Source organism: Pseudomonas sp. J452 (genome assembly GCF_024666525.1).
Taxonomy (GTDB): Bacteria; Pseudomonadota; Gammaproteobacteria; order Pseudomonadales; family Pseudomonadaceae; genus Aquipseudomonas.
In genome coordinates, this window is sequence record NZ_CP088294.1 from 154,330 (window position 1) to 166,593 (window position 12,264).

Below are 12,264 nucleotides of genomic sequence, written 5' to 3' on the forward strand. Positions count from 1 at the left end.
TTTCGCGGGCGATGGCAGGCTAGTCTTCCACAGCCCGGCATCGAATCACCAGAGACAAGGAGTCGCCATGAGCGAAACGCAGATCCTGCTTGGACTAGGCGGCATAGGTGCCGCAGCCCTGGCCAGTCAATGGCTGGCCTGGCGCCTGCGCTTGCCGGCGATTCTGTTTCTGCTGATCAGCGGCATCCTCGCCGGCCCGATCCTCGGCTGGCTCGCCCCCGAGCAGCTGTTCGGCCCTCTACTGTTCCCACTGGTATCGCTGTCCGTGGCGCTGATTCTGTTCGAAGGCAGCCTGACCCTGCGACTCGACGAGTGGCGGGAGATCGGTGGCGTGGTCAAGCGCCTGGTCACCCTCGGTGCGCTGGCCACCTGGGCGGTGATTGCCATCGCCACCCACTACCTGCTGGATTTTCCCTGGGACCTGGCCATCCTGTTCGGCACCCTGACCCTAGTCACCGGCCCCACCGTGATCATGCCGATGCTACGCGTGGTCAGGCCGCGTGCGTCGGTGGCCAATATCCTGCGCTGGGAAGGCATCGTCATCGACCCGATCGGCGCCCTGCTGGCCGTGGTGGTCTACAGCTTCATCGCCAGCCATAGCGGCGGCGCGCCCTGGAGCGAGAGCCTGGGCACCTTTGCCGTGGTGATCGCCTGCGGCTCACTGTTCGGCGCCGCAGGCGGCTGGCTGTTCGGCCTGGCCCTGCGTCATCACTGGCTGCCGGAGTACCTAGAAAACCTCGGCGCGCTGGCCGCCGTACTGGGCATCTTCATCGCCGCCAACCTGCTGGTGCACGAGTCCGGCCTGCTGGCGGTAACCCTGATGGGCATGTGGCTGGCCAATATGCGCGGCGTGGATGTGCAGCACATCCTGCACTTCAAGGAGAACCTCAGCGTACTGCTGATCTCCGGCCTGTTCATCCTCCTCGCCGCCCGCCTCGACCTGCATGCGCTGCTGGCTCTAGGCCCGGCCACCCTGGCGCTGCTGGCAGTGATCCAGTTCATCGCCCGCCCGCTGAACGTCGCCCTGAGCACCTTCGGCTCCAATCTGGACTGGCGCGAGCGCGCCCTGCTGGCGTGGATAGCCCCGCGCGGCATAGTCGCAGCGGCGGTCTCGGCAATCTTCGCCCAACGCATGCAACAGCATGGCTTCGCCCAGGCGCAACTGCTGGTACCGCTGACTTTCCTGGTAATCATCGGCACCGTGGTTCTGCAGAGCGCCACTGCCAGACCACTGGCACGCCTGCTCAAGGTCGCCGAGCCGGCGGCACGCGGTTTTCTGATCATCGGCGCCAACCCGGTCGCACGCGCCATCGGCAGAGCACTACAGCAACGTGGCAGCCGTATCCTGCTGACCGATTCGAACTGGGAAAACATCAGCGCCGCGCGCATGGACAACCTGCCGAACTACTTCGGTAATCCGGCATCACAGCATGCCGACAGCCACCTCGACCTGATCGGCATCGGCCAGTTGCTGGCGCTCTCGCCATCCAGCGAGCAGAACAACCTGGCCTGCACGCGCTTTCGCCCTGACTTTGGCAAGCACAGCCTGTACAGCCTGCCCAACCCTCGCGAGCAGCGCCTCAGCGAGAAGCACCAGGCCAGCCACGAGCACCGCGGCCAAGCATTCGGCAATCCTGCGCAGAGCTACGGACAGCTGGCAGGCTTGCTGGCACGCGGTGCAGAGGTACGCAGCACGACACTGACGGTTGCTTTTGGCTGGGACGACTACCGGGCACTGCATGGCAATCGCGCCACCCTTCTGCTGGCCTTCGACCCGCGCGGCTGGGTGCATGTCGCCAGCGAGCCACTGGCCTTCATACCCGCAGCCGACTGGACAGTGCTGGCCCTGATCGAACCCCAGGAATGAGCAAGGCGCCCAGCAGGCGCCTCAGCCCAGGGCTGAACGCTCTACTCGACGTGGCCTAGGCGAAACCCGGCAACACCGGGATCGGCTTGTTGCCCTCGCCCACGGCGACAAAGCTGAACACACCACTGACCGCCTTCTCGCGACCATCGTGATACATGCTCTCGACATAGATGTTCACCTCGACCTTGAGGCTGGTAGTGCCGACCTTGATCACCCGGCCGACCAGCTCGACGATGGAGCCGGCCGGTATCGCATGCTTGAAGTCGATGCGATCACTCGACACCGTCACCAGGGGCAGGCGGCAGAAGCGCGTCGCGGCGATGAAGGAGACCTCGTCCATCCAGGCCAGGGCAATACCACCGAACAAGGTGTTGTGGTGGTTGGTGGTCGGCGGAAACACCGCCTTGGTCACGCGGCTTTCCGACAAATCGGTCCGCCGCAGGATCTCTTGCTCTCTCGGGGTCATGCCACTACTGCTCTCTGAAAGATGTGGCTGCCTCTGTGCTGCGCGGTGTTGTACTTCTTGTCACGCTGCCCGCTGGACAGATATCGACGGCAGGCCCCAGAAACGAAAAAAGCAGCCCTAGGGCTGCTTTTTTCCTGCAAGGAAACCGTCCGATCAGGACAGTTTTTCCTTGATGCGTGCTGCCTTGCCGGACAGGTCGCGGAGGTAGTACAGCTTGGCTTTGCGCACGTCACCGCGACGCTTGACGGCCAGGCTGTCGACCAGCGGGCTGTAGGTCTGGAAGGTACGCTCAACGCCTACGCCGTTGGAGATCTTGCGCACAGTGAAAGCACTGTTCAGACCACGGTTGCGCTTGGCGATAACCACGCCTTCGAAAGCCTGCAGACGGGAACGGTCGCCTTCCTTCACTTTTACCTGAACGACAACGGTGTCGCCCGGGGCAAAGGTCGGGATCTCTTTGGTCATCTGCTCAGCTTCGATCTGCTGAATGATTTTGTTGGTCATGCTGTGCTCCTAAGACAAACCACGGTTTGTCATCGATACGTTAACTATCGTTCCGCTGGCGGATGTATTCCTCCAGCAGCTTTTTTCTTCTCCAGAAAGCGAGCGGCTATCCAGAAGATCAGCGCGGCGTTCCCAGGTCCGACCAAGGGACTGCTGTAAACGCCAGCGCCGGATGTGTTCGTGGTTGCCACTAAGCAACACGTCGGGAACACATTTACCCGCATACACCTCCGGGCGGGTGTAGTGCGGACAGTCGAGCAGGCCGTCGCTAAACGAATCCTCCTCAGCCGAATCTGCATGGCCCAATGCACCGGGCAACAAGCGTGTTACTGCATCGATCAGAACCATCGCCGGCAGTTCACCGCCGGAGAGAACGTAGTCACCGATCGACCACTCTTCATCGACATGCTCTTCGATGAAACGCTCGTCGATACCTTCGTAGCGACCAGCGATGAGGATCAATGCCTCCTCGCCAGCCAGCTCACGCACTGCCGGCTGATTAAGCTGGCGGCCTTGCGGCGACAGGTAGATCACCTTCGCCTGCTCTCCGGCAGATGCCTTGGCCGCAGCCAGGGCGCCTTCCAGAGGCTTGATCTTCATCACCATGCCGGGGCCGCCACCGAAGGGGCGATCATCCACGGTCTGGTGCCGGTCATCGGTGAAATCGCGCAGGTAGTGGCAGTTCAACTGCAACAGCCCCTGCTTCACCGCACGACTGGTAATGCCGTACTGACTGATGGCGGCAAACATCTCCGGGAAGATGCTGATGACTTCAACGCGCATGGCACTCGCTCGCACAAGAGCCTGTCAGCTCAGAAATCAGCATCCCAGTCGACCTGCATCTCGCCAGCGGCCAGATCGACCTTGAGCACACACTGCGCGGTATACGGCAGCAGGCGTTCGCGGTCATCCAGGCTGTCAGCGCAGGGCTTGACCACCATCACATCGTTGGCACCGGTCTCCAGCAGATGATCGATCTTGCCGAGCAGTTGCCCGAGCTGATCGATAACCTTGAGACCTTCGAGCTGGTACCAGTAGAACTCGTCTTCAGCCAGATCCGGCAGCAACGCACGGGGCACACAAATGTCGAAACCCGCGAAGGTACGTGCCACTTCGCGGTCATCGAGGCCCTTGAGCTTTGCCACCAGGACCTTGCCTTGCAAGCGTCCACTGAGCATCTCGACCTGCTTGACCTCTGCATCGCGCTTGAGCGTCCAATGCGGGTAATCGAGCAGGTTGTCGATCGGATCGGTGAAGGAATAAATCTTCACCTCGCCACGCACGCCGTGCACCGAAGTGATCTTGCCGAGGACGATCAGGTCCTCAGCGGTCGGCGTCGTGGTCATAGTACTCAGGCAGCGGCCTTGGCAGCGTCCTTGAGCAGCTGAGCAACACGCTCAGACGGCTGGGCGCCTTGGCTCAGCCAGTAAGTGACGCGCTCCTGGTTAACAGAAAGCTTCACTTCACCACCATTGGCGATCGGGTTGAAGAAACCCACGCGCTCAACGAAACGACCATCGCGCGCATTGCGGCTGTTGGTCACGGTCAGGTGGTAGAAGGGGCGCTTCTTGGAGCCGCCACGGGCAAGACGGATGGTTACCATGTGAACATCGTTCCTGTAGTCGGTGCTTGCAAAACAAAAGGCACACTTTGAGGGCCTAGGCCCGAAAGGCCGCATATTCTAAGGATTATGCGACCGTTTGCAAATCTCTTTTTGGTTCCGCCGGTCGGCGTCGCCCTGCAAGCCAAGCAGGGCGGCACTGTACGGCATTCGCGGGCACGCCGCTCAGAGCTTGGGCATGCCGCCGCCGGGCATCATACCGCCCAGGCCGCGCATCATCTTGGCCATGCCACCCTTGGCGGTGAACTTCTTCATCATCTTCTGCATCTGCTTGTGCTGCTTGATCAGCCGGCCGACATCCTGCACCTGAGTACCGGAGCCGAGGGCGATGCGGCGCTTGCGCGAGCCACTGATGATGTCCGGGTCACGGCGCTCGGCCGGAGTCATGGAGCAGATGATCGCGTCCATCTGCTTGAACTGCTTCTCGGCCGCGCCCTGGGCGCCGCTCATCTGCGACAGATTGACCCCGCCGATGGACGGCAGCTTGTCCATCAGGCCACCCAAGCCGCCCATATTCTTCATCTGCTGCAGCTGGTCACGGAAGTCTTCGAGGTCGAAGCCCTTGCCCTTCTTCAGCTTCTTGGTGAGCTTCTCGGCCTTCTCGCGATCGATGGTCTGCTCGGCCTGCTCGATCAGACTGAGCACGTCGCCCATGCCGAGGATACGCGAGGCGATGCGGTCCGGATGGAAGGGCTCGAGCGCGTCGCTTTTCTCACCCATACCGATGAATTTGATCGGCTTGCCGGTGATATGGCGCACGGAGAGCGCGGCACCGCCACGGGCGTCACCGTCGACCTTGGTCAGCACCACGCCGGTCAGCGGCAGAGCATCGCCGAAGGCCTTGGCCGTATTGGCGGCATCCTGACCGGTCATCGCGTCGACCACGAACAGGGTCTCGGCCGGCTTGGTCGCCGCATGCACGGCCTGGATCTCGGCCATCATCTCGGCATCGATGGCCAGACGGCCGGCGGTGTCGACGATGACCACGTCGATGAACTTGAGCTTGGCCTCGGCAATCGCCGCCTGGGCAATGGCCACCGGCTGCTGGCTGCTGTCGGACGGGAAGAAGGTCACACCGATGTCGCTGGCCAGGGTTTCCAGCTGCTTGATCGCCGCCGGGCGATAGACGTCGGCCGAGACCAGCATCACCGTCTTCTTCTTGCGCTCCTTGAGGAAGCGCGCCAGCTTGCCGGCGGTGGTGGTCTTACCGGCGCCCTGCAGGCCGGCCATCAGCACCACGGCGGGCGGGGTGACGGCGAGACTGAGATCCTCGTTGGCCGCGCCCATCAGCTCTTCCAGCTCGGCACGCACGATCTTCACGAATGCCTGGCCCGGCGTCAGGCTCTTCGACACCTCGGTGCCGACCGCGCGATCCTTGACCTTGTTGACGAAGTCCTTGACCACCGGCAGCGCAACATCGGCCTCGAGCAGGGCCATGCGCACTTCACGCAGGGTGTCCTTGATGTTGTCTTCGCTCAGCTTGGCCTTGCCAGTGACATGGCGCAGCGTCTGTGACAGGCGGTCGGTAAGGTTTTCGAACATGCGCTTTCCTTTCAGCGGGTCTTGCGGCAGGTCGCGGATTATAACCAAGTGACTTAGGGTCTGTTGGCGTTTTGTCGCGAACCGCGTTGCTGCGACAAATGGCGCCAAGCTAGGCGCGGAACGCAGGCAATGGTGCCTGCCAAGTTCCGCAACGACGCATGGCGCCATTTGCCACGCAACCCGCAGGGACGGGCCGGCTTTTTCGCGGAACGTTGTTGCTCGCCGCTCATTTGGAATGACCAAACCTCGCAACTCGCGCCTAGCTCCGCAAAAAAGCCGGCTCCGTCGCGGCCGCAACAAAACGCCAACAGACCCTATTCACCGACACCGCCAGCGGTCTTTCGTGAAATGCTTCTTATATGCCAAACTCACGACCTTTCGGGCCCTGCGTTACAAGGACTTATGCACCCTCTGCTGCCCAGCCTCGCCGCTGCCGCGCTGTATGCCGGCGCCACTGTTTATCAAGGCCTGTGCCTGGCCAAGCGCGAAACGCCGAACCGGCCCCTGCTCGCACTGCTGGTGCTGGTCGCCCTGCTCTGCCATGGCAGCAGCCTGTTCCTGCAGTTAAATGCCAGCGCCGGGCTGACCCTGGACTTCTTCAGCGCCGCCAGCCTGATCGCCTACGCGGTGATCCTCCTGACCCTGCTGGCCTGCCTGCGCATTCCGGTGGAAAACCTGCTGCTGGTACTTCTGCCCGTGGGCTGTCTGACCGTGCTGCTGGCGCAGTTCCTGCCCGCCGGCACGCTGACCCCGATCAATGAAGGCCCCGGCATTCTCGCCCACATCCTGCTGTCGATCCTGGCCTACGGCCTGCTGACCATGGCGGTGTTCCAGGCCCTGCTGCTGCTGCTGCAGGACCACCAGCTCAAGCACAAGCATCCGTCCGGTCTGATCAAGAACTTCCCGCCGCTGCAGACCATGGAGAGCCTGCTGTTCGGCTTCCTCTGGGCTGGCTGGGGCCTGCTCTCGCTGTCACTGCTGTCCGGCTGGCTGTTCGTCGACAACCTGTTCGCCCAGCACCTGGCGCACAAGACCATCCTCTCCTGCTTCGCCTGGGTGGTTTTCGCCGTGCTGCTGTGGGGCCGCCACCAGCTTGGCTGGCGCGGCCACAAGGCCATTCGCTGGACCCTGGCCGGCTTCTGCCTGCTGATGCTGGCCTATTTCGGCAGCAAGCTGGTCCGCGAATTCATCCTGCATATCTGACCGTCCATGACCCTAGCCCCCTGGATGTGGTCGTTTGGTGCATTAGCCCTGCTGGGCGCCGCCACCCTGTTGCTGCGTGGCAGTAACCTGGCGCACTACCTCGGCCTGACCAGTCGCGCCGCCCGTGCCCGCGGTGCGCCATCCCGCGAGCGGCGCCGCAACCCGCGCAGCCTCAGCGCCCAGGAAGCCCGCCAGCAGCGCCAGTACGCCCTGCTCGAACTGCTGGAGCTGGAGAAGGTCACGGTCGACGACATCATGATTCCGCGTAGCGAAGTCATCGGCATCGACCTGGACGACCCACTCGAACAGATCGTCGAGCAATTGCGCGGCATCAGCCATACGCGCCTGCCGGTGTTCCGTGGCGATATCAACCAGGTCGAAGGCATCGTCCACATGCGCCGCCTGGCCAGCCTGCTGACGCAGAACCGGCTGAGCCAGCAGACCCTGCTGGAGTGCTGCCAGCCGCCCTACTTCATCCCCGAAGGCACGCCACTGGCGACCCAGCTGGTGAACTTCCAGAAGGAAAAGCGTCGCCTGGGCCTGGTGGTGGACGAGTACGGCGACGTGCAGGGCATCGTCACCCTGGAAGACCTGCTCGACGAGATAGTCGGCGACTTCAGCCATGAAGATGGCGAAAGCAATCCGGATATCCAGGCGCAGGCCGACGGCACGCAGATCATCGATGGCACGGCGAATATCCGCGAAATCAACAAGACCCTCGGCTGGCGCCTGCCCAGCGAGGGCCCGAAGACCCTCAACGGACTGATCACCGAAGCCCTGGAAAGCATCCCGGATAGCCCGGTGTGCCTGCGCATCGGCCCTTACCGCCTGGAAATCCTCGAATCCAGCGAGAACCGGGTCAAGCGCGTGCGCCTGTGGCAGACCCAGCCGGGCCGGGCGCGACACTGAGCCCGAGCGCCAGGCCTTCGCCCCAGACCCGGTAACCCAGCGCCGAAGGGTGATAACCATCACGCGCCAGGTAGTCGGCAGCGAACTCCAGCGCCAGGCGCTGATACTCCACCCCCTCTTCCAGACAGACCCGGCGCAGATGGCGGTCCATCAAGGCCGCGCGCCAGCCCAGCAGCTTGCGCAGCAGCCAGGGCAAGGCACTGAAATGCTCGATCGGCGGCACGCCGGTAAACACCACCCGACATCCAGTCGCCGCCAGGGCGCGACTCAGCCGACGCAGGGAGTCATCCCAGGCCTGCAACGAACTCAGATGGGTGGTGTCATTCACCCCGAACACCAGCACGGCCAGATCTGCCGGCTCGGCCAAGGCCTGGGGCAACAGACGCTGACAAGCCTGGGCGGCGGTGATGCCATTCTCGCCACAGGCGCGCCAGGTCACCGGACGCTGCAGGCGCACACTCAATGCCTGTGCCAGCTGTCCGGCCAGGGCCGCCTCCTGCAGCTCGACGCCGACACCAGCCACCGTGGACTCACCCAGCAGCAGCAAGCGCAGCGGCGCCGCGCCAGCAGCGCCAACCAGGCCGCTCTGCGCGCCTGCGGCGGGCGGCAGGCGCAATGCCGTGCGCCGCGTCCACAGCGCTTGCGGCAGCACCACCGGCAACAAGGCCAGGGTCAACCCCCACCAGCCCAGCGCACGCAGGCGCATCACAGTTCGACGCGCACCGCCTGGGCTGCGCGAGTCGCCTTGGCGCGGGCCGCCTCGAGGCTTTCATCGCGGGCCAGGGCCACGCCCATGCGCCGCTGGCCGCTGACTTCCGGCTTGCCGAACAGGCGCAGGGCGGTATCCGCCTCGGCCAGGGCCGCACCGAGATTGGCGAAGCTGACCTGCTGCGACTCGCCTTCGACCAGGATCACCGCCGACGCGGACGGCCCCAGTTGGCGAATCGCCGGGATCGGCAGACCGAGAATGGCCCGCGCATGCAGGGCGAATTCAGACAGATCCTGGGAGATCAGGGTGACCAGTCCGGTGTCGTGCGGACGCGGGGAAATCTCGCAGAACCACACCTGATCGCCTTTGACGAACAGTTCCACGCCAAACAGGCCGCGCCCGCCCAGCGACTCGGTGACGGCCAGGGCAATCCGCTCGGCCTCGGCCCGCGCCTTGGCGCTCATCGGCTGCGGCTGCCAGGATTCCTGGTAATCACCCTTGACCTGGCGATGGCCCACCGGCGCGCAGAAGGTGGTGCCGCCACTGTGGCGCACGGTGAGCAAGGCGATTTCGTAGTCGAAGTCGATAAAGCCCTCCACGATGACTCTACCCTTGCCGGCGCGCCCGCCAGCCTGGGCGTAATCCCAGGCGACCTGCAGGTCGGCCGCGCTCTTCAGCACCGACTGGCCTTTGCCGGAGGAACTCATGATCGGCTTGATCAGGCAGGGGAAGCCCAGCTTCTCAGTCGCGACCCGGCACTCTTCCAGCGAGTCGGCAAAGAAATACGGCGAAGTTGGCAGCCCCAGCTCTTCGGCGGCCAAGCGGCGGATGCCTTCGCGGTTCATGGTCAGCTTGGCCGCGCGCGCACTGGGAATCACGGTAAAGCCTTCGGCTTCCAGCTCGACCAGGGTGTCGGTGGCGATGGCCTCGATCTCCGGCACGATGTAATGCGGCTGTTCCAGTTCGATCACCGCGCGCAGGGCCGCACCGTCAAGCATGCTGATGACGTGGCTGCGATGAGCCACCTGCATGGCCGGGGCATTGGCATAGCGATCGACGGCAATCACTTCGCAGCCCAGGCGCTGCAGCTCGATCACCACTTCCTTGCCCAGCTCGCCGGAGCCACACAGCAGAACACGGGTCGCGGTGGGCGACAGGGGGGTACCGATACGGGGCATGCGGGAGTCCTCGTCAGACAGGCAAAGGGGAATTCAGTGGGTGGCGGGCTGCTGGATAAACTGCCCGGCGGCGCGGGTGCGCTCGACGCAACGGGCCAGCACCAGGCGGCGCTCGGCATTGTCCATGCGCCCCCAGCGGGTGATCTCGTCTGCCGTGCGCTGGCAGCCGGTACAGATGTCCTGCTCGTCCAGCGCGCAGATGCTCACGCAGGGCGATTTGACCGGACGCTCGAGCTCCATCAGTCCTGATCCTCGACCAGGTCGCGGGCATAGCGCTGGGCGTTGTGCACGTAATGGGCGGCGCTGCCTTCGAGCATCTTCTTCTGCTGTTCGCTCAGTTCGCGCACCACCTTGCCCGGGCTGCCCATGACCAGGCTGCCGTCGGGAATTTCCTTGCCCTCGGCGATCAGGCTGTTGGCGCCGATGATGCAGTGCTTGCCGATCTTGGCGCCGTTGAGGATCACCGAGTTGATGCCGATCAGGCTGTAATCGCCGACCGTGCAGCCGTGCATCATCACGTTGTGGCCGACGGTGACGCCCTTGCCCAGGGTCAGCGGAAAGCCCATGTCGGTGTGCATCACCGTGCCGTCCTGCACGTTGCTGTTCTCGCCGATATGGATCAACTCGTTGTCGCCGCGCAGCACCGCGCCGAACCAGACACTGGCGCCCTGCTCCAGGCGCACCTTGCCGATCACCGCGGCGGTGGGGGCGATCCAGCTTTCGGGGTGAGCATCGACACGGGCATCGCCCAGGCGGTACTTCATGCTTAGTTCCTCAGAGCCTGATTTGTGATCTCGCGAGCTAGAGCCAGGCAAGGCAAAAACAGGCGAGGAAGCGGAGTTTACTAGTGGTAAATGAGCATTCCGAGCCTGTTTTTAACGCCGCATGGCCGACGCGCAGCAGATCACTAACAGGCTCTCACAGGCGAATGATCTTGACCGAGGACTTGGGTGGCTGGTTCAGGTCGATGCCGGCATCGAACACCAGGTTGACCAGTTCGACGATCATCACCGCCGTCAGGCCCCAGATCTTGTAGTTGTCGTAGTGGTAGCAGGGCACGTACCAACTGCGCCCTTCGTAATCGATGCGATGGGTGACCTCGCGCGGGTCATCACAGAAGAAACGCAGCGGCACGGCGAAGACGGCGGCGATCTCGTCATCATTGGCGCGGTACTCGACGAAGTCCGGCACCACTCCGACATAGGGCGTGACCTTGATGCCGAAGCGCGAGACCAGCGGACTGAGCGGGCCGATCATCTCCACCAGACCCGGTGGCAGGCCGACTTCTTCCTCGGCTTCGCGCAGGGCGGTATGGATCAGGTCGCGGTCTTCCGGGTCGCGTCGACCGCCGGGGAAGGCCACTTCGCCACCGTGGGTGGACAGGCCGCTGGCACGCAGGGTCAGCACCAGTTCCGGCTCGTCGCTACGGGTCAGCGGCAACAGCACGGCAGCTTCGGGCAGGCGCTTGTCGGTCTGCAGAATGCGTGGCGTATGGCTGCGCACGCGGTGGAGCAGCTCGTCGAGCATGGCTCATTCTCAGTCTTTTTTCTAACCGGCATGATGGCATGAAAGCCGGTAGCCGCCCAAGCCCTGCCCCGACGGGAGCGCTTGCCGGTAGCACGCCGGTAGCGCGAAGATGAGTCACTGAAGAAAGGAGCCGGCATGAATTTTTGCAGTCACTGTGGCAACCCGGTGGAACAGCGCATTCCGCAGGGCGACAACCGCCTGCGCTTCGTCTGCCCGCAGTGCCAGACCATCCACTACCAGAACCCGCGCATCGTCGCCGGCTGCCTGCCGGTATGGGGCGAGCAGGTACTGCTATGTCGCCGGGCCATCGAACCGCGCCGCGGCTTCTGGACCCTGCCGGCCGGTTTCATGGAGAACGGCGAGACCATGGCCGAGGCGGCCATGCGCGAGACCGACGAGGAGGCCTGCGCGCGGGTACGCGAACTGAATCTCTATACCCTGTTCGACCTGCCACACATCAGCCAGCTGTACGTGTTCTTCCGTGCCGAGCTGGTCGACCTGGACTTCGCCGCCGGCGAGGAAAGCCTGGAAGTGCAGCTGTTCCACGAGCATGAGATCCCCTGGCAGGAGCTGGCCTTCCCGACGGTCGGTCGCACCCTGAAATGCTACTTCGCCGATCGTCGCGAACAGGTCTATCCGATCCGCAATGAGGGCATCGCCGCGCTGCGCCCGCGCGAGTGAAATCTGCGCCATGGCGGGTGCGACAGCTATAGTCCTCTCTGCTTACCCAGCAACGAC

Annotated in this window: 13 protein-coding genes and 2 pseudogenes; 4 read left to right on the forward strand and 11 right to left on the reverse strand. The window is 63.6% G+C overall.

Annotated features, from left to right (window positions below; translation table 11 throughout):
- The first annotated feature begins 67 nt into the window (after window positions 1-67).
- Entirely contained in the window at window positions 68-1,867 is a 1,800-nt protein-coding gene (locus LRS11_RS00675; protein WP_260495092.1) for a sodium:proton antiporter, read from the forward strand.
- Window positions 1,868-1,922: 55 nt separating this feature from the next.
- Here the strand turns inward: LRS11_RS00675 and LRS11_RS00680 are convergent, their stop codons facing one another.
- The 6 genes and pseudogenes from LRS11_RS00680 to ffh form a co-directional block, all read right to left on the reverse strand.
- Window positions 1,923-2,333, reverse strand: a complete 411-nt coding sequence (locus LRS11_RS00680) for an acyl-CoA thioesterase (protein ID WP_260495093.1) — start codon at window positions 2,331-2,333, stop codon at window positions 1,923-1,925.
- A 153-nt stretch (window positions 2,334-2,486) separates the two neighbouring features.
- Window positions 2,487-2,837: a 50S ribosomal protein L19 gene (rplS, locus tag LRS11_RS00685; protein ID WP_173209100.1), complete on the reverse strand. Its 351-nt coding sequence runs from the start codon at window positions 2,835-2,837 to the stop codon at window positions 2,487-2,489.
- 40 nt (window positions 2,838-2,877) lie between these two features.
- Window positions 2,878-3,620 (reverse strand): annotated as a pseudogene (gene trmD / locus LRS11_RS00690) (tRNA (guanosine(37)-N1)-methyltransferase TrmD).
- A 29-nt stretch (window positions 3,621-3,649) separates the two neighbouring features.
- A complete protein-coding gene (gene rimM, locus LRS11_RS00695) occupies window positions 3,650-4,183 on the reverse strand; it encodes a ribosome maturation factor RimM (protein ID WP_182831846.1) in 534 nt (177 codons plus the stop codon).
- Window positions 4,184-4,188: 5 nt separating this feature from the next.
- Window positions 4,189-4,440: a 30S ribosomal protein S16 gene (rpsP, locus tag LRS11_RS00700; RefSeq protein ID WP_173209107.1), complete on the reverse strand. Its 252-nt coding sequence runs from the start codon at window positions 4,438-4,440 to the stop codon at window positions 4,189-4,191.
- 183 nt (window positions 4,441-4,623) lie between these two features.
- On the reverse strand, window positions 4,624-6,000 hold the full coding sequence (gene ffh / locus LRS11_RS00705; RefSeq protein WP_182831847.1) for a signal recognition particle protein: 1,377 nt from the start codon (window positions 5,998-6,000) through the stop codon (window positions 4,624-4,626).
- Window positions 6,001-6,402: 402 nt separating this feature from the next.
- On the opposite strand from ffh, the gene LRS11_RS00710 reads away from it, so the two are divergent.
- Together LRS11_RS00710 and LRS11_RS00715 are read left to right on the forward strand one after the other, a co-directional pair.
- The gene (locus LRS11_RS00710) at window positions 6,403-7,203 is read left to right on the forward strand and encodes an inner membrane protein YpjD (protein ID WP_260495094.1); all 801 of its coding nucleotides are present in this window, start codon (window positions 6,403-6,405) and stop codon (window positions 7,201-7,203) included.
- A gap of 198 nt (window positions 7,204-7,401) precedes the next feature.
- A pseudogene (locus LRS11_RS00715) lies at window positions 7,402-8,112 on the forward strand (transporter associated domain-containing protein); the annotation flags it as partial.
- Here LRS11_RS00715 and LRS11_RS00720 read toward each other — a convergent pair.
- The 5 genes from LRS11_RS00720 to LRS11_RS00740 form a co-directional block, all read right to left on the reverse strand.
- Entirely contained in the window at window positions 8,063-8,818 is a 756-nt protein-coding gene (locus LRS11_RS00720) for an SGNH/GDSL hydrolase family protein (RefSeq protein WP_260495095.1), read from the reverse strand. The pseudogene LRS11_RS00715 and the gene LRS11_RS00720 overlap by 50 nt on opposite strands.
- On the reverse strand, window positions 8,818-9,999 hold the full coding sequence (gene purT / locus LRS11_RS00725) for a formate-dependent phosphoribosylglycinamide formyltransferase (RefSeq protein ID WP_260495096.1): 1,182 nt from the start codon (window positions 9,997-9,999) through the stop codon (window positions 8,818-8,820). Before purT ends, LRS11_RS00720 begins: the two co-directional genes overlap by 1 nt.
- A gap of 33 nt (window positions 10,000-10,032) precedes the next feature.
- A complete protein-coding gene (locus LRS11_RS00730; RefSeq protein ID WP_173209119.1) occupies window positions 10,033-10,239 on the reverse strand; it encodes a DUF1289 domain-containing protein in 207 nt (68 codons plus the stop codon).
- The gene (locus tag LRS11_RS00735; protein WP_260495097.1) at window positions 10,239-10,763 is read right to left on the reverse strand and encodes a gamma carbonic anhydrase family protein; all 525 of its coding nucleotides are present in this window, start codon (window positions 10,761-10,763) and stop codon (window positions 10,239-10,241) included. The genes LRS11_RS00730 and LRS11_RS00735 overlap by 1 nt, the downstream gene beginning before the upstream one ends.
- 154 nt (window positions 10,764-10,917) lie before the next feature.
- A complete protein-coding gene (locus tag LRS11_RS00740) occupies window positions 10,918-11,526 on the reverse strand; it encodes a CoA pyrophosphatase (RefSeq protein ID WP_260495098.1) in 609 nt (202 codons plus the stop codon).
- 135 nt (window positions 11,527-11,661) lie between these two features.
- On the opposite strand from LRS11_RS00740, the gene LRS11_RS00745 reads away from it, so the two are divergent.
- A complete protein-coding gene (locus tag LRS11_RS00745) occupies window positions 11,662-12,207 on the forward strand; it encodes an NUDIX hydrolase (RefSeq protein WP_260495099.1) in 546 nt (181 codons plus the stop codon).
- The last annotated feature ends 57 nt before the right edge of the window (window positions 12,208-12,264 follow it).